This is a genomic window from Parazoarcus communis (assembly GCF_003111645.1).
Taxonomy (GTDB): Bacteria; Pseudomonadota; Gammaproteobacteria; order Burkholderiales; family Rhodocyclaceae; genus Parazoarcus; species Parazoarcus communis_A.
This window is the reverse complement of record NZ_CP022187.1, coordinates 2,252,797-2,278,999: the sequence shown is the minus strand read 5'-3', so window position 1 is coordinate 2,278,999 and position 26,203 is coordinate 2,252,797. Positions and strand designations below refer to the sequence as shown.

At 62.8% G+C, this 26,203-nt stretch carries 26 protein-coding genes; 12 read left to right on the top strand and 14 right to left on the bottom strand.

Annotation, left to right across the window (positions count from 1 at the left end):
• Positions 1-8 precede the first annotated feature (8 nt).
• Positions 9-1,700 carry an FAD-binding oxidoreductase gene (locus CEW83_RS10350; protein WP_159099440.1) on the top strand — a complete coding sequence of 564 codons (1,692 nt, stop codon included), beginning with the start codon at positions 9-11 and terminating at the stop codon, positions 1,698-1,700.
• 301 nt (positions 1,701-2,001) lie between these two features.
• Positions 2,002-2,847 (top strand): PEP-CTERM sorting domain-containing protein, encoded by an 846-nt coding sequence (locus tag CEW83_RS21625; RefSeq protein ID WP_108949268.1) that lies wholly within the window; start codon positions 2,002-2,004, stop codon positions 2,845-2,847.
• A gap of 134 nt (positions 2,848-2,981) precedes the next feature.
• Here the strand turns inward: CEW83_RS21625 and CEW83_RS10340 are convergent, their stop codons facing one another.
• The 8 genes from CEW83_RS10340 to CEW83_RS10305 form a co-directional block, all read right to left on the bottom strand.
• The gene (locus tag CEW83_RS10340; protein ID WP_108949267.1) at positions 2,982-4,118 is read right to left on the bottom strand and encodes an SDR family oxidoreductase; all 1,137 of its coding nucleotides are present in this window, start codon (positions 4,116-4,118) and stop codon (positions 2,982-2,984) included.
• A complete protein-coding gene (locus CEW83_RS10335) occupies positions 4,115-5,893 on the bottom strand; it encodes an AMP-dependent synthetase/ligase (RefSeq protein WP_108949266.1) in 1,779 nt (592 codons plus the stop codon). Before CEW83_RS10335 ends, CEW83_RS10340 begins: the two co-directional genes overlap by 4 nt.
• A 1-nt stretch (position 5,894) precedes the next feature.
• On the bottom strand, positions 5,895-6,974 hold the full coding sequence (locus CEW83_RS10330; RefSeq protein WP_108949265.1) for a hypothetical protein: 1,080 nt from the start codon (positions 6,972-6,974) through the stop codon (positions 5,895-5,897).
• A gap of 148 nt (positions 6,975-7,122) precedes the next feature.
• On the bottom strand, positions 7,123-8,238 hold the full coding sequence (gene proB, locus CEW83_RS10325; RefSeq protein ID WP_108949264.1) for a glutamate 5-kinase: 1,116 nt from the start codon (positions 8,236-8,238) through the stop codon (positions 7,123-7,125).
• Positions 8,239-8,263: 25 nt separating this feature from the next.
• Positions 8,264-9,460, bottom strand: coding sequence for an Obg family GTPase CgtA (cgtA, locus tag CEW83_RS10320; protein ID WP_108949263.1), 1,197 nt, complete (start codon positions 9,458-9,460; stop codon positions 8,264-8,266).
• Positions 9,461-9,613: 153 nt separating this feature from the next.
• Positions 9,614-9,883 carry a 50S ribosomal protein L27 gene (gene rpmA, locus CEW83_RS10315; RefSeq protein ID WP_108949262.1) on the bottom strand — a complete coding sequence of 90 codons (270 nt, stop codon included), beginning with the start codon at positions 9,881-9,883 and terminating at the stop codon, positions 9,614-9,616.
• Positions 9,884-9,901: 18 nt separating this feature from the next.
• The gene (gene rplU / locus CEW83_RS10310; RefSeq protein ID WP_108949261.1) at positions 9,902-10,213 is read right to left on the bottom strand and encodes a 50S ribosomal protein L21; all 312 of its coding nucleotides are present in this window, start codon (positions 10,211-10,213) and stop codon (positions 9,902-9,904) included.
• An 85-nt stretch (positions 10,214-10,298) separates the two neighbouring features.
• Positions 10,299-11,993 carry a SulP family inorganic anion transporter gene (locus CEW83_RS10305; protein ID WP_108949260.1) on the bottom strand — a complete coding sequence of 565 codons (1,695 nt, stop codon included), beginning with the start codon at positions 11,991-11,993 and terminating at the stop codon, positions 10,299-10,301.
• A 148-nt stretch (positions 11,994-12,141) separates the two neighbouring features.
• On the opposite strand from CEW83_RS10305, the gene CEW83_RS10300 reads away from it, so the two are divergent.
• The 10 genes from CEW83_RS10300 to CEW83_RS10260 all read left to right on the top strand — a co-directional run bounded on the left by CEW83_RS10300 (position 12,142) and on the right by CEW83_RS10260 (position 21,295).
• Complete coding sequence (locus tag CEW83_RS10300; protein ID WP_108949259.1) at positions 12,142-12,927, top strand: FadR/GntR family transcriptional regulator; 786 nt, start codon at positions 12,142-12,144, stop codon at positions 12,925-12,927.
• Positions 12,924-14,432 carry an FAD-linked oxidase C-terminal domain-containing protein gene (locus CEW83_RS10295; protein ID WP_108949258.1) on the top strand — a complete coding sequence of 503 codons (1,509 nt, stop codon included), beginning with the start codon at positions 12,924-12,926 and terminating at the stop codon, positions 14,430-14,432. Before CEW83_RS10300 ends, CEW83_RS10295 begins: the two co-directional genes overlap by 4 nt.
• A gap of 14 nt (positions 14,433-14,446) precedes the next feature.
• Positions 14,447-14,581 carry a hypothetical protein gene (locus CEW83_RS21580; RefSeq protein WP_267896512.1) on the top strand — a complete coding sequence of 45 codons (135 nt, stop codon included), beginning with the start codon at positions 14,447-14,449 and terminating at the stop codon, positions 14,579-14,581.
• Entirely contained in the window at positions 14,578-15,648 is a 1,071-nt protein-coding gene (glcE, locus tag CEW83_RS10290) for a glycolate oxidase subunit GlcE (RefSeq protein WP_108949257.1), read from the top strand. The genes CEW83_RS21580 and glcE overlap by 4 nt, the downstream gene beginning before the upstream one ends.
• 2 nt (positions 15,649-15,650) lie before the next feature.
• Entirely contained in the window at positions 15,651-16,895 is a 1,245-nt protein-coding gene (glcF, locus tag CEW83_RS10285; protein WP_108949256.1) for a glycolate oxidase subunit GlcF, read from the top strand.
• Between the two features lie 148 nt (positions 16,896-17,043).
• On the top strand, positions 17,044-17,817 hold the full coding sequence (locus CEW83_RS10280; protein ID WP_108949255.1) for a PP2C family protein-serine/threonine phosphatase: 774 nt from the start codon (positions 17,044-17,046) through the stop codon (positions 17,815-17,817).
• A 266-nt stretch (positions 17,818-18,083) separates the two neighbouring features.
• Entirely contained in the window at positions 18,084-19,208 is a 1,125-nt protein-coding gene (locus CEW83_RS10275) for an NAD(P) transhydrogenase subunit alpha (protein ID WP_108949254.1), read from the top strand.
• 11 nt (positions 19,209-19,219) lie between these two features.
• Positions 19,220-19,525 (top strand): NAD(P) transhydrogenase subunit alpha, encoded by a 306-nt coding sequence (locus tag CEW83_RS10270; RefSeq protein ID WP_108949253.1) that lies wholly within the window; start codon positions 19,220-19,222, stop codon positions 19,523-19,525.
• The gene (locus CEW83_RS10265; protein WP_108948929.1) at positions 19,522-20,904 is read left to right on the top strand and encodes an NAD(P)(+) transhydrogenase (Re/Si-specific) subunit beta; all 1,383 of its coding nucleotides are present in this window, start codon (positions 19,522-19,524) and stop codon (positions 20,902-20,904) included. The genes CEW83_RS10270 and CEW83_RS10265 overlap by 4 nt, the downstream gene beginning before the upstream one ends.
• Positions 20,905-20,968: 64 nt before the next feature.
• Complete coding sequence (locus CEW83_RS10260) at positions 20,969-21,295, top strand: hypothetical protein (protein ID WP_108949252.1); 327 nt, start codon at positions 20,969-20,971, stop codon at positions 21,293-21,295.
• A gap of 4 nt (positions 21,296-21,299) precedes the next feature.
• Here CEW83_RS10260 and CEW83_RS10255 read toward each other — a convergent pair whose 3' ends face one another.
• The 6 genes from CEW83_RS10255 to CEW83_RS10230 all read right to left on the bottom strand — a co-directional run bounded on the left by CEW83_RS10255 (position 21,300) and on the right by CEW83_RS10230 (position 26,094).
• Positions 21,300-21,629 (bottom strand): DMT family protein, encoded by a 330-nt coding sequence (locus CEW83_RS10255; protein WP_108951334.1) that lies wholly within the window; start codon positions 21,627-21,629, stop codon positions 21,300-21,302.
• Positions 21,630-21,690: 61 nt separating this feature from the next.
• Positions 21,691-22,182, bottom strand: coding sequence for a 2-amino-4-hydroxy-6-hydroxymethyldihydropteridine diphosphokinase (gene folK / locus CEW83_RS10250; protein WP_108949251.1), 492 nt, complete (start codon positions 22,180-22,182; stop codon positions 21,691-21,693).
• Positions 22,179-23,537, bottom strand: coding sequence for a polynucleotide adenylyltransferase PcnB (gene pcnB, locus CEW83_RS10245; protein WP_108949250.1), 1,359 nt, complete (start codon positions 23,535-23,537; stop codon positions 22,179-22,181). The genes folK and pcnB overlap by 4 nt, the downstream gene beginning before the upstream one ends.
• A 77-nt stretch (positions 23,538-23,614) precedes the next feature.
• Positions 23,615-24,277, bottom strand: a complete 663-nt coding sequence (locus CEW83_RS10240; RefSeq protein WP_108949249.1) for an HAD family hydrolase — start codon at positions 24,275-24,277, stop codon at positions 23,615-23,617.
• Between the two features lie 54 nt (positions 24,278-24,331).
• Entirely contained in the window at positions 24,332-25,018 is a 687-nt protein-coding gene (gene hda / locus CEW83_RS10235) for a DnaA regulatory inactivator Hda (RefSeq protein WP_108949248.1), read from the bottom strand.
• On the bottom strand, positions 25,015-26,094 hold the full coding sequence (locus CEW83_RS10230) for an AI-2E family transporter (RefSeq protein WP_108949247.1): 1,080 nt from the start codon (positions 26,092-26,094) through the stop codon (positions 25,015-25,017). The genes hda and CEW83_RS10230 overlap by 4 nt, the downstream gene beginning before the upstream one ends.
• Between the last annotated feature and the right edge of the window lie 109 nt (positions 26,095-26,203).

Here is a 26,203-nt window from a genome sequence, read left to right as displayed (position 1 = left end):
GACGGACGATGCCAAATACACAAAGCGAAACGCGGTTTACGCAGCAGGTTTCCGACCAGCTGAAAGCAATCGTCGGGTCGGAGTTCGTCTGTACAAGCAGCGAAGATCTTGATCGTTATTCCCGGTGCACCATTCCGTGGCAGAAACGTTGCGCAGCGGTCGTCTTTCCGGGGAGCGGGGAGGAGGTTTCCCGGGTCATCAAGCTTGCTGGCGAGCACGGACTGACGATCTGGCCGTTCAGCACGGGAAAGAACTGGGGCTATGGAGCGTCGCTGGCGACAGAGGATGGCGCGATCGTGCTCATCCTTGAGCGCATGAACCGCGTGCTTGAGGTAAATGAAGAACTCGCCTATGTCGTCATTGAGCCCGGCGTAAGCTACCAGCAGTTGAACGCCTATCTCAGGGAGACAGGCTCCAGGCTTTGGGCGGACTGCACCGATGGCCCTCCGGAAGGCAGTGTCATTGGCAACGCCCTGGAGCGAGGTATTGGTGAAACGCCTTACGGGGATCACTTCGGAAACCTCTGCGGCCTTGAAGTCGTCTTGCCGACAGGCGAGTTGGTTCAGATTGGTACTTCGTCGAAATCGCAAAGAACCTGGCATACACACAAATGGGGCTTGGGGCCCTATATCGAGGGGCTGTTCAGCCAGTCGAACCTCGGAGTGGTGACACAGGCGGGCTTGTGGTTGATGCCTGAGCCTGAAGAATACAATTCCTATGTCTTTGAAATTCGAAATGAGGCCGACGTGCCGGCCGTCATGGACGCATACCGCAAGCTTGCGCTGTTGGGCGTGGCTGTAAGCAAGCTGCACATGATCAATGACTTCGTCACAATCACTGTTCTGACACAACGCCTGCATGAAGATGTGCCGTCCAAGGGGCGGCTTTCCGCCGCTGACCTTGACGGCCTTCGGCACAAGTATCGAATCTCGCCTTGGAGTTGTGGCGGGGGGCTGTACGGTACGCGCGAGCAGGTGAAGGTGCAGCGCAAGCTGCTGCGCCGCGAGCTCGGCCCCTATGGGCGCTTGATTTTTCTGACCGATGGGCGGCTATCGCTCCTCGATAAGCTCGTCAGACTGGTGAAGAAAAACGACTGGATGCTTCCGTTCCTGCATGGATTGGGCAAGACCTCACTTCCAGTCCTTGAGCTTGCGCCTCACGCGCACAGGATTCTGAAAGGCATTCCGACAGAGTACTTCGTGCGGCATGCCTATTACCGGCATGGCGCATCGCGTCCGGACAGCGATGTCGATCCAGCTGCCGACCGCTGCGGGCTGATCTGGTTTGCGCCGATCCTGCCGGTGATCGGCGCCGAGATCGTGCGTTACCTTGCCGACTCGCGAAAAACCTTCGAAGAGTACGACTTTGATTTCTACGTTGCCATGCTCATGATGAATCCGCGCTCAGTCGTGTGCCTGATGGCGATCATCTATGACAAGGAAAGTCCTGATGAGGTAGAGCGCGCAAAGGGACTTTACGCGCGGCTGGTGCAGGATATGCAGGCGGTCAATCTTCAACAGTATCGCGCGGGGCTGGCCGGGTGGGACTCTGTTTATCGCGGAGCCCCCGAACTGAAGAGTCTGAATGGTCGCATCAAGAAGGCGCTGGACCCCAAGGGGGTGATAGCGCCGGGCCGCTACGATGTCGGTAGTGCAATGCCGGCGAGCGGCGTCGAGCCGACTGATCCTCCCGGCCTCTGACCCGTGGTGTGAAGCCGCATGCTCCGGCACATCGCGGTGAATTCAAGGAAAGGCATTGGCATCGCGGGTGTGTGGGGAAGCGTTCAGGTTTCGGGCGGGATTAACCGCTTTGTGATGCTGGTGTGGCTGTCGGGATTTTTTACATTCACGAATCCAGGACGCTTTTTCGCAATGAGAGTTTTTGTTTTTAATTAATGTAAAACATTGACTTAGACGTCATTCCACACTGTTGGCACGCTAACTGCTTATTGGTAGCAGCGGATGTTCTGCAACGAATTCACACTACTCAAGAGGTGCTGGAATGAAAAAAAATCTTATCGCGATCGCACTCGCAACCGGCGCAGCCCTGGCAAGTGCTCCTGCTTCCGCCGTGGTGGTTGCAGGCATTGACTTTGGTACGCTTGGTGCGTCCAATACCCACATCGAAACGATGACGCTTGCCCAGCAGTTCATCAATCCGGCCACCACTGCACCGGGTACGGGTTCTGGCATGGGCTACGGCTACATCACCACGATCAACGGCAACAGCAACTACTGCACCGCTGGCGGTGGATGCGGCCTGTTCTACACGGTGAACTTCACCGGCGGTACCTTCACGTCGGCAACCGACATCCAGTTCACCGGTACCGATGTAAACCTGTACTACCTCAACGGTCCGCTCCTGAACCTGCTGACGCAGAACTCGAACGCGAACCTGGCTACGATCATGGGCGGCACGCTGTATGCGTCGCTGACCGGACACGGCAACCTTGGTGGCGCGACTCCGGCCAACGTGGTCAGTCAGGCATCCGGTAACCTCAGCGGCGCAACGCTGAACTTCTTCGGCAACGGTCTGCTTGATGTTGACACCGCTGCTGGAAATGCGGCTTTTGCTGCCTTCCTTGACGGCAACGGCGTGCCCGACGCTGCGGGTGGTACGGCTGACCTCGCTTACACGGAATCGGCCAACAACTTCGTTCTGAATCCGTTGGACGTTTCTGGCGGACTGGCAAACGGTTGCTCGACCGGTACTGCAGCAACCGGCGCATGGTGTCTGGCTGGTACGCTGAACACCCGCGGTGTTGCAGAGGTTCCGGAACCCGGTACGCTGGCGCTTCTGGCCCTCGGCCTTCTCGGCGGTGGTCTGGTACGTCGCCGTCGCGCCTGATCGTTGATCAGTGGCTGTGAAAAAGGGCACCTTCGGGTGCCCTTTTTTTGTGGTGTGATCCCCGCTCTGTGACAGATGCGGACGTTGCGGGAGGCTCGTGAGCTGTCTGGCTGTCGCTACCTCGCAGAGACCCTTCAGTTGGGCCCGAGCGGATGTTTCTGCTCAAGAAAACGTGCGAGCACTCGCGGCAAGTAGTCCTTGGCGTCGGGAATCGCCTCTTTTCGGCTTTCAAGCCAGGCGCTGTACTTTCGATTATCGAAGCCCTGCTGATCGGCAAGGTAGTCCATGTAGATCGGAAGCGTTGCCAGCGCTCGCCTCTGCTCCGGTTGCATGAATCGCCCGGCAAGGTTGAGCGCGCCCATGAAAAGACCAATAGGCAGTTTCAGTGCAAACGGGACGTTGAGTCCGTGCCTGTGGAATGCGTCCCTGACAAGCAGGCGAAGGTCGACGAGTCTGATCGATTTCTCGGGACCCGAACACAGGTGGAAGATCGATCCGACTGTTTCGGGATCGGTGCTTGAGGAGACGATCGTGCTGGCAACCGTGTTAACCGGAATGGTGTCGAGGCGAACGTCTCCAAAGTCCGGGTACAGGCCAAACGTGCGGCGCCCGGAAAGGAAGTCACAGATAAAGTAGAAAATCTGAAAGTGGATGATCTTGCCGTCGCGCGAGTCGCCGATCACCATGCTTGGCCGGTGGATCGTGATGGGCAGTTTCTCCTCTTCGAGGGCTTTGCGTGCCAAGGCCTCGGCTTCGGATTTCGATTGTTCGTAGGTGTTGTGAAACTCGCGGGGCTCATCGATCCAGGTCTCGGGCAGCGCGCCCGAGCGCTTTCCCGCAATGCCGACAGTGCTCACCAGATCGATCTTGCGGAGGGTGCCGTTCTCGGCAAGCTTCCGGGCGAGCGTCAGAATGGCTTGCATCGAACCTACCGCTGAGTGACGGGCCTCTTCCAGGCTGAGGTTCATCCGTACGCTCGCAGCGCAATGAACGATATGAGTGGTGTCACTGACGACTTTGGCGTAATCGACGGGAGGCATTCCGAAGTTGGGTTCGGCTGCGTCTCCGCGCAGGGGGGTGATACGGCGCCGGGTTTCGGCGTCAGCCGCGATCCCCCAGAACGCACACAGTTTCTCGAATCTCTCTGCGAGATGCTGATCCGATTCAGCGCGCAGCAGAATGCGCAGTTTCACGTTCTCGTTGGCATGAAGCAGGGGGACGATCGCGCTGCCAACGGCACCGGATGCGCCGGTTAGGAAATAAGTATTCATGGGGTCAGAATCACCGGAGGGTTGGTTCGGATGTCCGTGTCAGGTGACAGGCGCGGGGCTTCATAGGCCCGCTCGATATCGCGCTCAAATCGCGTTTCAACCTGTTTGCGACGAATTTTCAGGTTTGCGGTAAGCTCGCCAGTCGCAATTCCGAGTGGTCTTGTGCTTGCGATGACCGCGCCTGGGCGCTGGTAGGGGGTAAATGCTTCGCATGCCCTGGCGACGTCACTGCTTATCGTCTTTTGCCCCTCAGGCGTTTGTACCTGCTTTCCCATTTCGTGTTCAGGGCTGAGGGTAATGATGGCCACCGGGAAAGGGCGGTCTCGCCCCACGATAATGGCGTGATCGACATAATCGATCTGTTTGAGCGCTGCCTCGAGTGGGGCTGGCGCGATCCGCCTCCCGGTCGAGGTCTTGAAGACCTCGCTCTTGCGCCCCTCAAGCCAGACGTAACCGTCGGCGTCGAGTCGGGCGAAGTCCCCGGTGTGCAGGTACGCTTCGCTGTCTATGGGGGTGTCGTGCGCGTCTGCCCCGTAGTAGCCGCTGAACACGCCATCTCCACGTATGAGTAGTTCGCCGTCTTCGGCAACAAGGAGTTCGTTTCCTGGCAATGCGCGCCCTACGCTGCCGAACCGGTAGTGCGTCGGGGTGTTCAGTGCGACCGGCATGACGTTTTCACTGATACCGTAGGCTTCAAGCACAAGCCAGCCAAGCCCGTGAAAGCGATCCATGAGCCAGGAGGGTAGCGGCGCCGAGCCGCTGACCATGAACTGCATGCGCTGGCCCATGACTGCGCGCAAGCGTGCCAGTATCGGGTTGGCGAGCATGGACAGGGCGCGCCAGGTGAGGCTGACCTGACCATGAGACCGTTGCATTGCTGCAGTCTTCATGCCTGTTGTCCAGGCCGCAGCAATCAGCAGCCTGACAGGTGCGGGCTGCTTTGCGACCTCTGCCATGATGCCCGCATGCAGCTTCTCGAAAAACCGCGGTACGCCGATAAACAGGGAGGGCTGGATCTCCGGGAGAAGGCGGACGATGTCCTGCGGGTTGGAAACGAAATAGGATCTTGCGCCACAGACAATTGCGCACAGGTTGATGATGCGCTGAAACAGGTTGGAGAGTGGCAGCCAGCAAACGAGGGTGGTCTCGTTGGAGATCGAGGGAAAGCGATCAAGAATCGCATCGCAGGCAAGCGCAACCTGGCGGTGAGTGTACGCAATGCCTTTCGGTGTCCCCGTGCTTCCCGAAGTAAATACGATTGTTGCAATGTCGTCGGGCGAGGGCGCTGAGGGGGGCGTTGCGCCGGTATCGAGTGTCTGCAAAAAGTCCGCAAGTGCGTGGATATCCGGGTGGGGCACCTCGGGTTCAGCGACCACGATAATCTCGGGCACCCGCCAGGTTTCCCTGATGAGCGCAAGCTGACGCTCGTTACCTGTGACCAGCGCGCGCGGCTGAGTCAGCTCAAGGATATGGTGCAGATTGGACGGGGCGTCATGAGCGTCGATTCCGACCACTGTTGCGCCAAGCATGAGTACGGCCTGCTGACAGTATTCCCATTCTGGTGAGGTGGGCAGCATGATTGCCACGCGATCACCTGCTTGCACGCCAAGCAGTGAGAGCCCGCGAGCGATGCCGATTGCTCGCTGAGCAACGGTATGCCACGTGACGGGCAGCCATTTTCCATCATCGCCCCGATGGAGATAGGCGACAGCATCCGGGGTGTCCTTGCACCGCGCTAGCAGCCGTTCTGGCAGGGTTGTTGTCGGGGCGGGCATGTCAGGCGTCTCGCAGCAACGGAGGGTCGTACGCGCCCTTGGGCAGGTTGATGCGCAGGTCATCGTCTCGCAGTCCGAGCCATTCCATGCTGCGTCTGACCTCCCTGCCAAGGCCCAGCTTGTTGCGAATCATGAAGTCGACGACGGGAGCCATGATGCGCCAGTATGCAAGACTCGCCTTCCCCTCGCGGATCAGTGCTGCAAACTCCGGTGCGTAAGGGTTGTAGCCGAATTGTTTGAGATCCGAGTACATCATGAGCCAGTTGATCGGGTAATTGCTCACGATCGGGCTTGCATGCGAGCTGCGCTGCACCAGTCCGAGTTCGGTGACCTTCCGGATGACTTTGTCCTGATCGTAGTCCCAGGCGTGGTACGGGGCAAGGTAACGCGGGAATGCGGTAGCGGCGGGGAGCTTCTTCGGGTTGTAAAAGGCGGTGAGTTCAGCTTCCGAGAACTCGCCGCAGGTCGCAAGGTGAGGCGGCGTCCAGTCTTCTTCGCGAATGAGCGTCGGAGAAAACTCGTACAGCATGCGCTCCGGCTCCGGCTGGCCCGGCGAGTAGCCGGCCAGAATCAGTGGAATGTTCTTCTCGATCGCCAGCCGAATTGCTGCCCCCTCAAAAAGCGGGGCATAGACGTATGAAACGGTATATACGGCACCGCGGGCTTCCTGGTTGCAAAGCAGGTAGCGGAAGAGTTTGCTCAGAAAGCCGAAGGCGGGCGCAAATACCAGATGGTCGATATCGAGTTTCTTGAGAGCGAGTCGAATATTCTTCCACGCAACGGGCGGAAGGTCGATGTCGCATGTGAACGCCAGCACCCTCATGCCGTAGTCGACCTTCAGGCGGTGTAGCAGGTAGAGGCTGTCCTTGCCGCCACTGAGTGGGACGATGCAGTCGTATTCTGAATTGGGATTGTTGCGGCAGGCGGCAAGCGTTGTCTCGAGGTCGTCGAGAAAGGCCGCCGACGAAGGGGGCGTCTTCTCTTGCGGTGCGTTCTGCCGGCAAAACGCACAGACCCCCGCGTTGTCAAGCTCCGCTCCAGGTGCTGAGGCCGGGAGCAGGCATTTTCTGCACTTGGTCATTCTGACGCCTCCTGTGCAGCCTGGCGCAAAGGCGATCCTATTTGCCCAGGCGTGTTATTTGCATAACCATTGTTCCGGAAGCACAGACAGATTGTACTTTGCGCTCTTTGGGTGCGTGTGCATTTCGTCGCAGAGCGACGCGCAACCCTCAGCGACCAATCATGTTGTTCCGGTGTATCAGTTCCGGTTCGTCGATGTAGCCAAGCAGTTTCTCGATCTCGCTGGTCGGCTTTCGGGCGATGCGGCGGCATTCGGATGCGCTGTAATTGACCAGGCCTCTGGCCACTTCTTCGCCGGTGATGCTGCGGCAGGCCACTGCTGCGCCACGCCTGAAGTCGCCCCTGACCTCGATCAGGCCCACGGGGAGCAGGCTGCGGCCGTTCTTCAGCGCGGTAACTGCGCCATCGTCGATCACGAGATCGCCGGCCAGTTGCAGGTGATCGGCAAGCCATTGCTTGCGCGCCTGCAGCGGCGAGCTGCTGGCGTAGAGCAGGGTGCCGACGGGTTCGCCTGCAGCAATGCGCAGCAGCGGGTTCGTTTCGCGACCGCTGGCAATGCAGGTGTGGGCGCCGCTGCGGGCGGCGCGCTGTGCGGCCTTGATCTTGGTGATCATGCCGCCCTTGCTGATGCCGCTGCCGGCGCCGCCAGCCATGGACTCGTACACGGGGTCTTCCGCGCGACCTTCTCCGATCAGGCTGGCTGCGGGGTCCTTGCGCGGGTCGGCGGTGTACAGGCCGTTCTGATCGGTGAGGATGATCAGTGTCTCGGCTTCGATCAGGTTGGCAACCAGCGCGCCCAGTGTGTCGTTGTCGCCGAACTTGATCTCGTCGGTCACGACGGTGTCGTTCTCGTTGATGATCGGAATCACGCCGAGTCCGAGCAGGGTGGTGAGCGTCGAACGGGCGTTGAGGTAACGGGTGCGGTTGGCGAGGTCGGCGTGCGTAAGCAGGATCTGCGCGGTCTGCAGGCCGTGGCGCGAGAAGGCCTTCTCATAGGCTTCGACAAGGCCCATCTGGCCGACTGCAGCAGCGGCCTGCAGTTTGTGCATCTCCTGCGGGCGCTTGGTCCAGTCCAGTCGTTGCATGCCCGCCGCGATGGCGCCGGAGGAGACCAGGGCGACTTCGCGGCCGTTGCTGCGCAGTACCGCGATCTGACGCGCCCAGTCGTCGAGTGCGGCGTGATCGAGGCCTGCGCCGTTGTTGGTGACAAGGGCGCTGCCGACCTTTACGACCAGCCGGCGCGCATTCCTGATCTTCTCTCTCATGGTGTTCGACTGCCTGGGTGCAGTGTTAGCGGGGAGTGGTGTCGTCCTGCTGATCGGCTTCGCTGGCGTTATCGTCGTCGTGCTCATCATCCTCGTCGTCGAGGTCGGCTTCGAGCGCGGCAGCTTCTGCCTCGGCGCGCGCGGCGTCGATCGCTGCAAGGCGGCTTTGCTCGGCCGCGAGGCGTTCCTGGCGCTCGGCTTCGATGCGCGCGCGCTCACCGTCGAGGAAGTCCTGAATGGCGAAGACCAGCGGCTTGCAGCCGTCGCCCTTGAGTGCGGAGATCTCGAAGTGGCGTTCCACCGGACCGTAGGCCTCGAGGAAGGCGGCGATGCGTTCGGCGCGCTCTTCTTCCGGGATCAGGTCGAGCTTGTTGAGGGCGAGCCAGCGTGGCTTGTTGTAGAGCTCTTCGTCGTACTTGCGCAGCTCATCGACGATGGCCTTGGCGTCACGTACGGGGTCGGCCTCGGGGTCGAAGGGAGCGAGGTCGACCAGGTGCAGTAGCACATGGGTGCGCTGCAGGTGACGCAGGAACTGGTGGCCGAGGCCGGCGCCTTCGGCCGCGCCTTCGATCAGGCCGGGAATGTCGGCAATCACGAAGCTGCGGCTTTCGGCCGTGCGGACGACGCCAAGGTTCGGCGCCAGCGTGGTGAAGGGGTAGTCGGCGACCTTGGGCTTGGCTGCAGAGACGGCGCGGATGAAGGTCGACTTGCCGGCGTTGGGCAGGCCGAGCAGACCGACGTCGGCGAGCACCTTGAGCTCGAGGTGCAGCATGTGCCGCTCGCCTTCCTGGCCCATGGTGCGCTTGCGTGGTGCGCGGTTGGTGCTCGACTTGAAGTGGATGTTGCCCAGACCGCCGCGGCCACCGCTGGCGATCAGGATCTTCTTGCCGTCCTCGTCGAGGTCGGCAATCATCTCGCCCGTTTCGTGCTCGGTGATCACCGTGCCGACAGGGAAGCGCAGGGTGATGTCCTCACCGCCCTTGCCGTAACAGTCCCGGCTGCCACCGTTCTCGCCACGTTCAGCGCGGAAGTGGCGGGTATAGCGATAGTCGATCAGGGTGTTGATGTTGCGGTCGGCCACTGCGTACACGCTGCCGCCGCGACCGCCGTCGCCACCGTTGGGGCCGCCACGCGGAATGTATTTCTCGCGGCGGAAGGTGGCAACGCCGTTGCCGCCGTCTCCGGCAACAACTTCAATTCGGGCTTCGTCAAAAAACTTCATGATGCTTCCGGCTGGCAGGGACGCGGCAGGTGCGGCAGGTGCCGCGAGCCGGGTCGCAGGGGTACTGGTTATGGAGCGGGTAAAGCAGGTGATGCGATACAAACAAAAAAGCCCTACCGCAAGGATAGGGCTTTTCCGGTCGCGAGGCGAAAATCAGGCCTCGGCTGCCTCAGGCAGAATCGTCACGGTACGGCGACGGGCGGGGCCCTTCACCATGAACTTGACGGTGCCGTTGGTCAGTGCGAAAAGGGTGTGATCCTTGCCGATGCCGACGTTGTCGCCCGGGTGGTATTCAGTGCCACGCTGGCGAACAATGATGTTGCCTGCGAGTACGAACTGACCACCGTAGCGCTTTACGCCGAGTCGTTTCGATTCTGAGTCGCGGCCGTTACGGGAACTACCGCCAGCTTTTTTATGTGCCATGTCGACTTACCTCCTGGCTCAGGCCGAAATCGCGTCGATGCGGATTTCGGTGTAGTTCTGACGATGCCCCTGGTGCTTCTGGAAGTGCTTACGGCGGCGCATCTTGAAAATCTTGATTTTGTCGTGACGACCGTGGGACACCACGGAAGCCGTGACGGAAGCTCCGGAAACCACCGGCGTGCCGATCTTGACGGCCTCGCCTTCGCCGACCATGAGAATCTGGTCGATGGTGATTTGGGAACCCACGTCGGCCGGTATCTGTTCTACCTTGATCTTTTCGCCGGCGACGACGCGATACTGCTTGCCACCGGTTTTTATCACCGCGTACATGGAGTTGCTCCGATTGATGGTTTTTGCAAAGAGTCGGGTACTGTATTGCGTGCGCAGGGAAAAGTCAATATTAATCAGTGCGTAATCACTCCGGTGCATCCTGGAGCAGCTGGTCCAGTGCCTGCTGTTCGGTACGGTAGGCCGCGTGGGGCTCGATTCGAGGCCACAGGCCGTCGCGTTGCATGGCGTCGATGACCTGTTTCTTGAGTCCGCAGAAGGCGAGTGCCTGGCCCTGAAGCGCAAAGCGGTCGACGAGGGCGGTGAGCATGTGCAGGCCGGTGGCGTCGATGTCATTGATGCCAGCGCCCGAGATCAGCACGGTGCGCACATCCGGCTGGGCGCGTGCGGCCCGCAGGGTGGCGTCCTCGAAGGTGGCGGCGGTGACGAAGCTCAGCGGGCTGTCGAAGCGCAGGATGACGACATGCGGATGAGGATGGGCGAGGTCAAAGCGTTCGAGGTCGCGATAGGTGCCGTCGGCGTGCAGCCCCAGCAGCGCGACGCGCGGCGTCATGCTGCGATAGACCATCAGCGACAGCGACAGCAGCAGGCCGGTCAGGATGCCGTTCTGAATGTTGGGGGCGAAGGAGAGCGTGGCGACAAAGGTGAGGGCTGCCGCAACGCCGTCGTCACGGTTTGCCTGCCAGGCCTTCTTAAGGGCCTTGAGATCGAGCAGGTTGAACACGGCCTGAAGAATGACCGCAGCCAGCACGGGCTTGGGCAGATGCCAGAGCAGTGGCGTGAAGAAGATCAGCGTCGCCACGACCACGGCAACCGTGACCAGTGCGGACAGGCCGGTGCGCGCGCCGTTGGTGAAACTGAGTGCGGAACGGGAGAACGAGGCGCTGGTCGGGAGGCTGCCGGTGAAGGCCGAGGCGAGCTTCGACAGGCCCTGTCCGATGAGTTCCTGATTCTGGTCCCAGGGCTCGCGCAGTTTGCCGGAGATGACCTTGGCGCTCGAGGCGGCTTCCATGAAACTGACAAGCGCGATCACGAAGGCAGTGGGCAGCAAGGTGACCATGGCGTCCGTTCTGATGTCGGGTATCGACAGCGGCGGGAGTCCCGCAGGGATTGCGCCCACCACTGCGCCGCCCTGAGCGGCAAATTCCAGCCACGCCGAGAGGGCAATGCTGGTGCCTACAACGATCAGCACGCCGGGCAGGCGTGGCGCCAGGCGGCGCAGAAGTGTCAGGGATATGAGCGCGCCGATGCCAAAGGCGGCTGATTGAAGGTGAATGTTGCCCACCTCGCCGAGTGCGTTCAGAAAGTCTGCAAGAAACTGACCGCCGTTGTGCAGCTTGACGCCGACCAGGGGGGGGAGCTGTGACATGCAGATCACCAGCGCAGCGGCGTTGATGAAACCCATCAGGACCGGATGTGACAGCAGATTGAGCAGCCAGCCCAGGCGCAGCACCCCGAGGGCGAGCTGGATGAGACCGGACATCAGCGCCAGCAGGACTGCCAGCGCAAGGAACTCGGGCGTATCGGGACTTGCGAGCGGCAACAGGCTTGCACCGGTCAGCAGTGAAGTCAGGGCAACCGGTCCCGTGGAAAGCTGGCCACAGGAGCCAAAGAGCGCGCCAACGAGCGCGGGTAGCAAGGCCGCGTAGAGGCCGATGTAGGGCGGGAGCGAGCCGAGCTGCGCGTAGGCGAGCGACTGCGGCACCATGACCAGCGCAACCGTGAGGCCGGCAATGAGGTCGCCGCGAATGCCGTACCTGGCCCACTGGCCGGGCCAGGCCAAAAAGGGCAGGAGCCGCGCTGCAGAGGCGCGTGTGGTCATGACATTGCCCGGACAAGAATCGAGGGCGAATATTAGCAAATGCTGAGTGATGCGTGGCAGAGCCGTCGCACTCAAGGCGCAGCCATGGATACAGGGAGTCGGGAAAACCCCAATCGTCTGTGGGCACTGCTGCGCTATCATTCGCAACATGTCTGACAAGTTGACAACCTCCTCCCCGCGCCCGCTGAACCGGCCTCCGCGGCTCAGTGATACCGTTTCGCGCGAGATCGAAGCGTGGATTGGCGAGCTGGGCCTGGTGCCCGGCACGCAACTGCCTACCGAAAAGCTGTTGTGCGAACGGTTCGGCGTCAGTCGCGCGGTCGTGCGCGAGGCCATCTCCCGTCTCAAGGCGGAAGGCTGCGTGGAAACGCGGCAGGGTCTCGGGGCCTTCGTTGCCGCGGCGCCGGGGGAAAGCAGTTTTCGGCTTGTGCGCGAGTCAGCTCCCGCTGACGAGGATGTGGCGGATACATTCGAGTTGCGTACGATGGTCGAAAGTGGCGCTGCCGAGCTGGCCGCGCAGCGTCGCACCCCGGAGAGCCTGTCGCGGATCGCGGCTGCGCTCGATGAGATGGAGCGGGCCCTGCAGCGGGGCGAGGGCGGCGCGTCGGCGGATGACGCTTTTCATGTGGCGATCGCCGCAGCATCCGGCAATCGTCAGCTGGAGCGCTTCCTGACCTACATGGGGCGGCAGTTTTCTGCATCACGCCTGCCGACGTGGAGTGAGGAGGGGCATCGCGCAGGTCGTGCCGCCAATGCGCAGGCGGAGCACCGGCGTATTTTTGCAGCAATCAAGCTCGGCGATGCACAGGCCGCCGGCGAGGCGGCAAGAGCCCATCTCGGAGCGGCAGCCTGCCGTCTGGGTGTCGTGGCGCGGCATGAGCATCGGATCGACAGTGCGTTCAATCGGGCGGGAAAGCATGGAGAGACAGCATGAATCTGAATGAGGACATCGCCCTCGGCGAGCAGGAAGCGGATTTCTCCGCGGTCGACAAGGCGCGGGTGGTCGAAGCGCTCGCGCGCGTGCTTCCGCCGGGTGCCCTGATGTACGAAAGTGAGGATCTGCGGCCCTACGAGTGCGATGGCCTGGCCGCCTATCGTGCGCTGCCGCTGGTCGTTGCGCTGCCAACGACCGAGGCGCAGGTGGTTGAAGTGCTCAAGGCCTGCTCCGCGCTTGGGGTGCCGGTGGTGGCCCGGGGTGCGGGGACGGGGCTGTCGGGGGGCGCGTTGCCGCATACCCACGGGGTGCTGCTGTCACTGGCGCGTTTCAATCGCATCCTCAAGCTGGATCCGCATGCGCGTACTGCGGTCGTGCAGCCCGGGGTGCGCAATCTGGCCATTTCCGAGGCCGCCGCGCCGCACGGCCTGTATTACGCGCCGGATCCGTCGTCGCAGATTGCGTGCTCCATCGGCGGCAATGTGGCCGAAAACTCGGGCGGCGTGCATTGCCTGAAGTACGGGCTCACGGTGCACAACCTGCTCCGCGTGCGCGGCGTCACCATCGATGGCGAGGCGGTCGAGTTCGGCAACCATGCGCTCGACGCCCCCGGCTACGACCTGCTTGCGCTCATCACCGGCTCCGAGGGCATGCTGGCGGTGGTTACCGAGGTTACGGTCAAGCTCACGCCCAAGCCGCAGCTTGCGCAGTGTGTGCTCGCTGCATTCGATGACGTCATCCGCGCGGGCGATGCGGTGGCTGCGATCATTGCCGCCGGCATCATCCCGGCAGGGCTGGAGATGATGGACCAGGCGGCGACCGCGGCGGTTGAGGAGTTCGTGCGGGCCGGCTATCCGCTGGATGCCAAGGCCATCCTGCTGTGCGAGTCCGACGGTACGCCGGAGGAGGTGGCCGAAGAGATTGCCCGCGTGCGTGCGGTGCTCGAACACAGCGGCGCAACGGAAATCCGGGTGTCGCGTGACGAAGCCGAGCGGATGCGCTTCTGGGCCGGACGCAAGGCGGCGTTCCCGGCTGCAGGCCGAATCTCTCCCGACTATTACTGCATGGACGGCACGATTCCGCGCAAGCGTCTGGGCGAGATGCTGAGCGCCATCCAGGACATGGAGACGCGTTACGCACTGCGCTGCATCAACGTCTTTCACGCGGGCGACGGCAACCTGCACCCGCTGATCCTGTTCGATGCCAACCAGGAAGGCGAGCTTCACCGGGCGGAGGCGTTCGGTGCGGAGATTCTTGAGCTGTCGGTCACCCTCGGCGGCACCATCACTGGCGAGCATGGGGTGGGCATCGAAAAGATCAACCAGATGTGCTCGCAGTTCAAGCGCAGCGAACTGCATCAGTTCTTCCGCGTCAAGGCCGCATTCGATCCCGCGGGCCTGCTCAATCCGGGCAAGGCGATTCCGACCCTGAACCGCTGTGCCGAGTACGGGCGCATGCACGTAAAGGGCGGCGAGTTGCCGCATCCTGAATTGCCGCGCTTCTGAGGGGTGCGTTCAAGGTGAACAAGGGCTGGATACAGTTTCTGTTCGTCGCGGTGCCGGTGCTTTCCCTGCTCGGCGCGTGGTTGACGCTGCGTGGGCGCATCGGACGCGGGCCGGAGCAAAAGACAAGAGAAAAGGTGGATGAGCAATGAGTGACTTGGTTTCGGCCTGGGCCGAGCAGATTCGGGGGGCGGCCGCCAGCGGCACGCCGCTGTGCATCGAGGGCGGCGGCACCAAGCGCTTTCTGGGCCGCGAGGCTCAGGGCGAGGTGTTGAACGTTGCCGCGCATGCGGGGGTTGTCAGCTATGAGCCAACCGAGTTGGTGGTGACGGCGCGCGGCGGCACGCCGCTTGCCGATCTGGAGGCCGTGCTTGCCGAGCAGAACCAGTTCCTCGCTTTTGAACCGCCGCACTTCGGCGCAGGCGCGACGCTTGCAGGCTGCGTGGCGGCAGGGCTTTCGGGGCCGAGGCGGGCATCGGCCGGCGCGGTTCGCGACTTCATGCTCGGTGTAAAGATTGTCGACGGTCGCGGCGAAGTGATGTCCTTCGGCGGGCAGGTGATGAAGAACGTTGCGGGCTACGACGTATCGCGGCTGATCGCTGGCAGCCTGGGCACCCTGGGCATCATTCTCGAAGTGTCGCTTAAGGTACTGCCACGCCCGGTGGCGGAGCAGACCCTGCGGTTCCAGCTCTCCGAGTCGGAAGCCATCGACCGGTTCAACGAATGGGGTGGTCAGCCTTTGCCGGTGTCCGCCTCGGCATGGGCGGACGGCGCGCTCACGCTGCGGCTGTCGGGGGCGGAAGCGGCGGTGAGCGCGGCGTGTTCCCGGCTCGGAGGTGATGCGCTGGATGAACAGGCCGCCCCGATGTTCTGGCAGTCCCTGCGTGAGCAGCAGGGTGATTTCTTTGCAGACAGCGCCGACATGCCCTTGTGGCGCTTGTCGGTACCCAGCGTGGCGGAACCACTGCAGCTTGCTGGCAGGCAGCTCATCGAATGGGGTGGCGCGCAGCGCTGGCTCATCTCGGACGCGCCTGCTGACGAGATCCGCGCCCGCGCTGCGGCGCTCGGCGGGCATGCAAGCCTGTTCCGTGGCGGCGATCGCAGCAGCGACGTGTTTACCCCGCTCGCTGCGCCCTTGCTGACCATCCACCGGCGCCTGAAGGCGGCCTTCGATCCCGCGGGGATTCTCAACCCCGGCCGGCTCTACCAAGGAATCTGAGCATGCAGACCCAGCTTGCCGACTTTATTCGCGATACACCTGATGGACGCGAGGCCGACGAAATCCTGCGCAACTGCGTGCATTGTGGTTTCTGCACCGCCACCTGCCCGACCTACCAGCTGCTCGGCGATGAACTCGACGGCCCGCGTGGCCGCATCTACCTGATCAAGCAGGTGCTGGAAGGCCACGAGCCGACCGAAAAGACCCGGCTGCATCTCGACCGCTGCCTGACGTGCCGGTCTTGCGAGTCGACCTGTCCTTCGGGGGTGCAGTACGGGCGCCTGGTCGATATCGGTCGGCATGTGGTCGAGACCAAGGTGCCACGTCGAGGAGCCGATCGCGCAGTGCGCTGGGCCTTGCGCGAGTTCGTTCCGCGTGCGGGTCTGTTCGGCGCGGCGATGAAGGCGGGGCGGATGGTGCGCGGCATGTTGCCGGAGACGCTCAAGGACAAGGTTCCGCTTGCACGACCCGCAGGCCCGTGGCCGCGGCCTCGTCACGGCCGGCGCATGCTGACCCTGGCCGGTTGCGTGCAGCCCTCGATGGCGCCTTCGATCAACGCGGCGGCGGCGCGGGTGCTGGATACACTCGGTATTTCGCTGCAGGAGGCGCCGGGCGCAGGTTGCTGCGGTGCGGTGCGCCACCACCTCAACGATCACGAAGGTGGCAAGGCGGACATGAAGCGCAATATCGACGCATGGTGGCCGGTGATCGAGGCCGGCGATATCGAAGTCATCGTCATGACAGCGTCTGGATGCGGCTCCCAGGTCAAGGATTACGGGCACATTCTGCGCAACGATCCTGCATATGCCGAAAAGGCACGAAAAGTGAGTGAGCTGACGCGCGATATCAGCGAGGTCATCGTTGCCGAGGTCGACAATCTGGCGCGTCTGCTCGCCGCCAAGGGCAACAGGCGCACGCCGCTGGCATGGCATGCGCCCTGTTCGCTGCAGCACGGCCTCAAGTTGCGTGGCGGCGTCGAGCGCTTGCTGGACGCTGCGGGCTACGATCTGACGCCGGTGCGTGACGCCCATCTTTGCTGCGGTTCGGCTGGTACCTACTCGCTGCTGCAGCCCGAGCTCTCGCACACGCTGCGTGACAACAAGCTGGCGGCCCTGTGCGAAGGCGGGGCGGGCGCGATTGCGTCGGCGAACATCGGCTGCATCACACATCTGCAGGCTGGAACACAGACGCCGGTGCGGCACTGGATCGAACTGCTCGATTCGCGGCTCAACGGATTTCCGGCTTGATCTTTTGGCGTGACAAGCGCATAGAATGCGGCTGATGCCGTGATTTTCGTCACGGTGTTTGCAGTAAGCGTGGCTTCAGCCTGGCAATGACGCCCCAGCGTGGGCCGTCATTGCTATCATTGCGACCTTCGTTGTAGCCAGCCTTGTCATGCCCATTTCCGTCGAAACCTGTGTAGCGCGTCATATCGGCGACCGCAAGGAGCAGCAGGATCGCGTTGCACTGTTTGCGCATCCGACGCGACGCGGCACGATGATGGCGGTGCTTGCCGATGGCATGGGCGGTCATAGTGGCGGCGCCATGGCGGCAGAGCAGGTGATGCTCAAGGCCAGGCAGAACTTCGAGGCCTTCGCGCCCATGCACGAAACGCCCGAACATCTGCTGGATGGCGTGATCAATGAAGCGCATACGGTCATCCGCCTGACCCGCTTCACCAGCGAGCAGGACCCGCACAGCACGGTCGTCGTCTTCATGCTTTTCGACGGCCAGGCTTACTGGGCGCATTGCGGCGACTCGAGGCTCTATCATTTTCGCGATGGAAAGCCGCTGGCTCGAAGCCTCGATCATTCGCTGGTGGGCGAACTGCAGCGCAAGGGCAGGCTGGATGAGGCTGCCGCGCTCAACCACCCCCAGCGCAACGTACTGCTGTCATGTCTTGGCAGCGACCGCTTGCCCCAGATCAATCATGGCTGCACTTCATCGCTTGCGGGCGGCGACAGCTTCCTGATCTGCTCCGACGGTCTTTGGGCCTATTTCTCCGATCAGGAACTCGCGGACGCGCTCCATTCACGCAAGGCGCGTGAGGCTGCGCAGTTTCTCATCGACGAGGCGCGGGTTCGTGCCGAGGGCTATGGAGACAATATCTCCCTGGCCATCATCAATTTTGTCGAAGTGCCTGCAGTGGCGGCTATCGCGAACAGCTGAGAATCCCGCGCTTCGCGAACGCCGGGGCGGCGTGCCGGCTTCGCGCCATCGGGGCGCCGTTCGGCGTCCGCTTTCCGCATTTTTCTTCCGGTCTTATCCAATTTCCGTACGCTTTCATGTCGGCAGAGTTGCAGCCAACGTGAGACGCGGTAATATCTGATCAGCGTCGGCCCGGCACCGTAACGGTGTAAGGCAGGGAGAAACTACAATAATTCACAGGCCCGACGTACCTTAAGCCTTTTCAATCCCTAAGGGAGGAGTCGCCCATGCCTCTGTTGATCGGAGTGCCAGCGGAGACCGTTGATGGAGAACGACGCTTGTCGGTCGTGCCGGATGTGGTCAAGAAATATCAGGGCCTCGGTGCCCATGTGGTGATGCAGGTCGGCGCAGGCGTGCCGGCGCATTTCCGTGATGAAGCGTTTGCCGAGGTCAGTCTGGTCGATGACGTCGCTGCGGTGTTCGGCGAAGCGGAGGTGGTGCTGTGCGTGCAGCCGCCGACGACGGCGTCGATCGCGGCGATGAAGCCGGGCAGCGTGCTGCTGGGCATGCTGCAGCCGTGGGCGGACGCCGAGCGGGTGAAGCTGCTGCAGGAGAAGCAGATCACCGCCTTTGCGCTCGAACTGCTGCCGCGCATCTCGCGCTCGCAGAGCATGGACGCGCTCTCCAGCCAGGCCGCAGTGGCCGGCTACGAGTGCGCGCTGATTGCCGCGGACCACTCACCCAAGTTCTTCCCCATGCTCACCTACGCTGCAGGCACCATCCGCCCGGCCAAGGTGCTGGTGATCGGTGCCGGCGTGGCCGGACTGCAGGCGATTGCCACCGCGCGCCGCATCGGCGCCATGGTCGAAGCCTACGACGTGCGCCCCGAAACCCGTGAGCAGATCGAATCGCTCGGCGCCAAGTTCGTCGACACCGGCGTGGCCGCAGCGGGCACGGGTGGCTATGCGCGCGAACTCACCGACGAAGAGAAAGCCAGACAGGCCGAGCGCCTGGCCAAGGCTGTGGGCCAGTGCGATGCGCTGATCACCACCGCCGCGATTCCGGGCAAGCGGGCACCGCAGATCATCAGCGCGGACATGATCGCGCGCATGAAACCCGGCGCCGTAGTCGTCGACATGGCCGCCGAGAGCGGCGGCAACGTCGAAGGCACGGTCGCGGGCGAGAAGGTGTGGATCAACGACGTGCTCGTGATCGGTCCCACCCATATCACCAGCCGCATGCCGGTGCACGCCTCGGAAATGTACGCCAAGAACCTGTTCAACTTCATTTCGCCCTTCATCAAGGACGGCGCGCTCGCGCTCGACTGGGAAGACGAAGTCATGGCCGGATGCTGTCTCACTCACGCGGGCGAAGTGCGCCACGCGGGTGTGAAGCAGATCCTCGGTCTGTAAGGAGAGACATCATGGAAGGCTTTGCCGCACTCTATATTTTCATGCTGGCCGCGTTTGCCGGCTACGAAGTCATCTCGCGCGTGCCGGTGATCCTGCACACGCCACTGATGTCGGGCTCGAACTTCGTGCACGGCGTGGTGCTGATCGGTGCCATGGTCGCCCTCGGCCATGCCGACCCGGAAGACCCGGTGCAACTGGTGATCGGTTTCTTCGCGGTGTTCCTTGGGGCTGCGAATGCCGCCGGTGGCTACATCGTGACCGAGCGCATGCTGGCCATGTTCAAGCCCGGTGAGCGCAAGGAAGGGGGCGCGAAATGAGTTCAAACTGGTTTGTCAGCATGGCGTACTTCATCGCCGCGGTGGTGTTCATCCTCGGCCTGAAAGCCATGAGTTCGCCGGTGACCGCAAGGCGCGGCATCGTCTGGGCCGGCTTCGCAATGATCGGCGCCACGGTGGTCACCTTCTTCATGCCGGGGCTGCACAACGTTGGGCTGATCGTCACCGCGATCGTGCTCGGCGGCGGCGTGGCCTGGTGGAGCGGCAAGACGGTGAAGATGACCGACATGCCGCAGATGGTTGCCATCTACAACGGCATGGGCGGCGGTGCGGCGGCGGCGATTGCCGGGGTCGAACTGGTGCGCGGTGCAGCGCACGACGGCATCACCTCCACCCTGATGGCGCTGGGCGCGATCATCGGTGCGGTGGCCTTCTCCGGCTCCTGCGTGGCCTTTGCCAAGCTGCAGGGGATCATGAAGAAAGCGATCCGGCTGCCGGCGCAGAACAACGTCAACTTCTTCCTCGCGCTGGCCACCTTCGGCGTGGGCCTGACGGTGAGCTACTCGGCGCAACCGAGCGGCTTTGAAGTGTTCATCTTCTTCGTGCTCGCGCTCGCGCTCGGCACGGTGCTGGTGATGCCGATCGGCGGCGCCGACATGCCGGTGGTGATCTCGCTGCTGAACGCCTTCACCGGTCTGGCCGTGGGCTTCGAAGGCTTCGTGCTCGGCAACCCCGCGCTGATCGTGGCCGGCATCGTGGTCGGTGCCTCGGGTACGCTGCTCACGCAGCTGATGGCCAAGGCGATGAACCGCCCGATCAAGAACATCATCTTCGCCCCGCTTACCGGCGCGGCGGCAGAGGGTGAGGGCGAGGCCATCGAAGGCACGATGAAGGAGTTCTCCGCGCTTGATGCCGCGTCGGTGATGCGTTACGCGAGCAAGGTCGTCATCGTGCCCGGTTACGGCATGGCGGTGGCCGGGGCGCAGCACAAGGTGTGGGAGATGGCGCAGCTGCTCGAAGAGGCCGGGGTGGAGGTGGTGTTTGCCATTCACCCGGTGGCGGGGCGGATGCCGGGGCACATGAACGTGCTGCTGGCCGAGGCCGGTGTGCCCTACGACAAGATCTTCGACCTCGAGGAGATCAACGCCGACTTCCCGCAGGCCGATGTGGCGCTGGTGATCGGTGCCAACGACGTGGTGAACCCGGTGGCGCGTACCGACAAGAGCAGCCCGATCTACGGCATGCCCATCCTCAACGTGGACATGGCGCACAACGTGATCGTGGTCAAGCGCGGCAAGGGCGCGGGCTACTCAGGCATCGAAAACGCGTTGTTCTACAAGGACAACTGCCGCATGCTGTACGGCAGTGCGCAGCAGGCCATTGGTGAGGTGATTACGCACGTGAAGGCGCTGGAGGCCTGATCCCTCAAGTTTGAACGAAGTCGGGCCGTAGACTGGAAGGTATCCCTTTCCGGTCTGCGGCCCGATGCGTTTACCCACGCTTGTTGCACTTCTCTGCCTTGCCTGTCTGCCCGCTGCTCATGGTCAGGGCGTTCCCGCGCCTGCTTCTGCGCCTGCTTCCGCGCCGGCCGCCGATGCCGCGCTGGACAAGGACTGGCGCAGCACCGAAGGCTATACCTTTCCCGCGCTGGCGAAGACCGTGGCCGACATGCAGAACCTGGCCCATGCAATGCATCTGCGGGACTACTGTTCGGATCGCAGGGTGTCGGATGAGTTTGTGCGCGAGCGCCTTGCCCGCTTCAGTCAGCTGACCGGGCGCCAGGAAACCTGCCGCAGCCTGCTGGACTACTGATCACTCAGTTGCGGAAGATGAAATACACGGCACCCAGCATGCACAGCGCAGCCCACAGATAGTCCAGCTTCAGCGGCTGCTTCATGTAGATCAGCACGAAGGGGACGAAGACCACCAGCGTGATCACTTCCTGCATGATCTTGAGCTGGGCAAGGTTGAGCGTTGTGGCGCCGATCCGGTTTGCCGGAACCTGCAACAGGTATTCGAACAGGGCGATGCCCCAGCTCAGCAGTGCCGCGACGTACCACGCGCGGTGCTGCAGGTTCTTCAGGTGTCCATACCAGGCGAAGGTCATGAACACGTTGGAGAGCGTCAGCAGCGCGGCCGTCTGCATCCACACGGGAACGTTCTGCAGGGCGGCAGGGACGGTGAGCCAGGCGGGCACGGCGAAGATGTCAGAGGCGGGAAATCTGCTGGTCGGCCACGCCGGGCAGAAGGTCTGTTACCTGGCCGATGCCCGGAACCGAGGCATCGGGCGCGATCTCTGCCAGTGGCTGCAGTACGAATGCACGCTGGTGCATGCGCGGATGCGGCAGCACCAGGCCCGGCTCGTCGACGATCGCGTCGCCGTGCAGGAGGAGATCGAGATCCATGGTCCGCGGCGCCTGATGGTAGTCGCGGGTGCGCCCGCCGGCATGTTCGATTGCGAGCAGGGATTCAAGCAGGGGCCGTGGCGCGAGCGTGGTGTCGATCGCGATGACGGCATTGGTGTAGTCCGGCTGCTCGCCTTCCACGCCAACCGGCGCGGTGCGGTAACACGACGAGAAGGCGACGACACGGGTTCCGTGAAGTGCTGACAGCGCCTGGATGGCGCAATCGAGCGCTGCGCGCGGTTCCCCCAGGTTGGCACCAAACGCGACGTACGCACGCACGAGGGTTGAGCTCATTCTGCGCTGCTGTCCGCCATTGCTGCTTCACCGTCGGCTGCTGCGGGTTTGCGCCTTTTGCGGCGGCGCTTCTTTGCAGGCGCGTCGGCCGTCTGCGGGGCTGCTCGCAGCAGGTTTTCGCGCTGATCGTGCCCGGCGTGTGCGAAGTTGTTCCACCAGTCGGGAATCTCCATCGGGATCTCGCCAGACTGCGCACGCAGGCGCAGGAAATCCCAGCCGGCGCGGTAGCGCGGCTGCTCGATCAGGCGGTAGGGCGTCTTGCCTGCACGCTTGTCGAAGCGCGGTTGCAGTGCCCAGATGTCCTTGATGTCGCCAACGATGCGGCGGGTGATCGCGAGCTTGCGCGCCTGTGTATCGAGGACTTCGTCCATCGCCTCGAACAGTGCGGGCTGGTTTGCGACGCCGGCACTCTTGCGAACCTCCCAGGCCTTGAGCACTTCGTGCCACAGCAAGGTGGCGAAGAGGAAGCCCGGCGAGACGGATTTGTCCTGGCGCACGCGTTCGTCGGTGTTCTCCAGCGACAGCCACACGAAGCGCTCGCCCATCGGCTGTTCGAGGATGACGTCGAGCAGTGGCAGCAGGCCGTGATGCAGTCCTTCTTCGCGCAACTGGGTCAGGCACTTGACCGCGTAGCCCGAAAACAGCAGCTTGAGCATCTCGTCGAACAGGCGTGCCGCGGGCACGTTTTCCAGCAGGACGGCCATCTCGCGGATCGGCGCGCGCGCGGCCGGGTCGATCGACAGCCCCAGCTTGGCGCCGAGGCGCACGGCGCGCAGCATCCGCACCGGATCTTCGCGATACCGTGTGCGCGGGTCGCCGATGATGCGCAGCGTCTTCTGCCGCACATCGGCAACGCCGTGGTGGTAATCGATGATGGTTTCGGTGCCCGGGTCGTAGTACAGCGCATTGACGGTGAAATCGCGCCGGCTGGCGTCTTCTTCCTGCGAACCGTAAACGTTGTCGTGCAGGACGCGTCCGTGCTCGTCGGTCTCGGCGTCCTGACTGGCGCGGAAGGTCGAGACTTCGATGGTCTCGGGCCCACTCATCACGTGCACGATCTTGAAGCGGCGGCCGATGATGCGCGAGCGCCGGAACAGTGCGCGAACCTGTTCCGGTGTGGCGCTGGTGGCCACATCGTAATCCTTGGGGGGGTGGCCGATCAGCAGGTCACGCACTGCGCCGCCAACCACATAGGCCTTGTGACCGTTCTCCTGCAGCACGGCGCAGGTCTTGCGCGCAGCGGGCGAAAGCTGTTCGCTGCGAATGCCATGCAGGTCGACGGGAATCAGGGCCGGGTCGGTGCGGACAGGGGTGGCAACGCGGGTAAAAACCTTGCGTAGCAGTTTTCGAATCATCGAGGCTTCAGTTTTTCGTGCGAGTCAAGCCTGCAATCATAACCGATGCAGCCGCAGGCCATGACGGATTGGCGTGTTCAGCGCAGCGAGATCACCGGCCAGGCGTGGCTGGCTGCGTATGCGCGCAGGGTGTCGTCCGGGTCGACCGCAACCGGCTGCTGCACGCGCTGCATCAGCGGCAGGTCGTTGTGCGAGTCGCTGTAGAACCACGTGCTGTCGAAGCTGCCATCGTGGAGGCCGAGGGATTCGAGCCAGGCATCGACGCGTTCGATCTTGCCCGCCTTGAACGAGGGGATGCCGCGTGGCTTGCCGGTGAACTGGCCGTTCTCCTGGGCGGGGATGGTGGCGATCAGGTGTGGAATGCCGAATTCGCGCACGATCGGGCCGGTGACGAAGCTGTTGGTTGCCGTAACCACCGCGACCATCGCGCCGCTTGAGCGGTGCTGCTCGACCAGGGCTCTGGCCTTCGGGGTGATCATCGGCCGAATGCTCTGTTCCATGAACTCGCGGTGCCACATGTCGAGTTGTTCGCGTGGGTGGCGGGCGAGCGGTGCAAGCTGGAAGTCGAGGAACTCGTGAATGTCGAGGGTGCCATTCTTGTACTGTTCGTAAAAGGCGATGTTCTTCGCCTCCTGCACTTCACGGTCGAGTACGCCCTTGCCAATCAGGAACTGAGCCCAGGCGAAGTCTGAGTCGCCGGCAAGCAGGGTGTTGTCGAGGTCGAACAGTACGAGATCCATGAGGTGTTCCGGGTAAGCGTGGTGATGGTGTCGATACGGGTGGTGAAGCGCGATTCAGATTGCCAGGCCCTGCTGCATCATCTCGCGCAGCAGGGGCAGGGTGATCGGGCGCTTCTGTTCCAGCGATGCGGCGTCGAGTGCGTTGAACGCCGCGAGCAGGCTGGGCAGGTCGCGACGACCGTGGCGCATCAGGAAGTCGACGACTTCGTCGGCCAGGCGCAGACCACGGCGTTCGGCCAGTGTTGCGAGAATCGCTGCGCGTGAATCGTCGTCCAGCGGCTGGACTTCGAAGATCAGACTCTGTCCGATGCGTGTTCGCAGGTCTTCGCGCAGCGCGAGGGCGAGCGGCGGCTGCAGGCCCGCCAGCAGCAGTGATTGTCCGTTGAGCCGGGCGCGATTGAATGCGTTGAAGAGCGCGATCTGCGCTTCCGGGCGCAGACGGTCGATGTCGTCGATTGCCAGCAGCGCGTCGGGCGTTTCGGGTAGCGCATCGCGCACGGTGTCTGCATTCAGGTAGTGCGTCTGGCGCCCATTTGCGGCGGCAACCGCGACCGCGGCCTGCAGCAGGTGGCTGCGGCCCTTTCCGCTCGTCCCCCACAGGTAGAGATGGGGCGCGGGCAGCAGGCTGCGGTCGGTCGCGAGAAGCGACAGGCTGGCGACGAGCTCGCTGTTGGCGCCGACCACGAAATTGTCCAGCGTGGGTGGGGCGTCGCTGCGGATGTCCAGTACCAGTTGCTTCATGTGTCCTTCCGTTGGCCCAGATAGACCGGGCTGGAAAACCAGGCTGCGCTGAGTTCGCGCAGGCCCACCAGCAAGGCTGCACTCACCGGCAGTGCGACCAGCACGCCGACAAAACCGAACAGCTGGCCGAAGGCCATCAGGGCGAAGATGACGGCCAGCGGATGCAGACCGATGCGCTCGCCGACCAGGTAGGGCGTGAGCAGAAAACTCTCGAGCAGCTGACCGATGCCATAGACCACGGCGACACCGATCAGCGGCGACCAGCTGTCGCCCTGCAGCAGGGCAGCGAGAATGGCCAGCAGCAGGCCCCCGCCAAAGCCGACGTAGGGAATGAACACGAGCAGCCCGGTAACGACGCCGACCGGCAGCGCGAACTTGAGTCCGGCAAGCCAGAGGCCGAGGCTGTAGAAAATGGCCAGCAACAGCATCACCGAGAGCTGACCGCGCAGGAACTCCGACAGCACGGAGTCGACGTCGCCGATGATGCGCATGGTGCGGCCGATCCAGGGGCGCGGCACGATGTGTTGCAGGCCCGCAACAATGCGCGGCCATTCCTGTAGCAGATAGAACATCACCACCGGAATCAGGAACAGGTTGGCAAGTACGCCGACGATGGCCATTCCGCCCGTCTTGAGATGACCGAGCAGGATGGGGATCAGGTCCTGCGCATTGTCCCAGTGCTGGGTCATCAAGCTGCGGACCTGCGCCGAATCAAGCTGCAGGTCGATATTGAAGCGTGCCTGCAGCAGGGGACTCACGCGGAGGTTGAACAGCTCGATCAGGTCGGGCAGGCGTCGCATCAGGGTGACGGCTTCACGGTACAGCATCGGCATCAGGATCAGCGTCAGCGTGACCAGAATCAGGCCGAGGCCGGTAATGACCAGCAGCACGGCGGCGGCGCGCGGCACTCTTCGTCGCACCAGCCAATTGACCGCAGGGTCGCAGATGTAGGCAAACACGCCGGCTACGACGAAGGGGGCAAGGATGGGAGACAGCAGCCAGAACAGGCCGACCAGTGCCAGGGCGGCACCTGCCCAGGCAGCAGTTTGCAGACGATCGGCGCGGGGCATGTTCATTTCAAGTAAAATTATGAGCTAGCTGCGGGCCGATATGACCCGCGAAACACGTAAATGTAGCCACTTGGCGGTATTGCCTCAAGCTCGGGGCGCTGCCACAGGGGTTGAA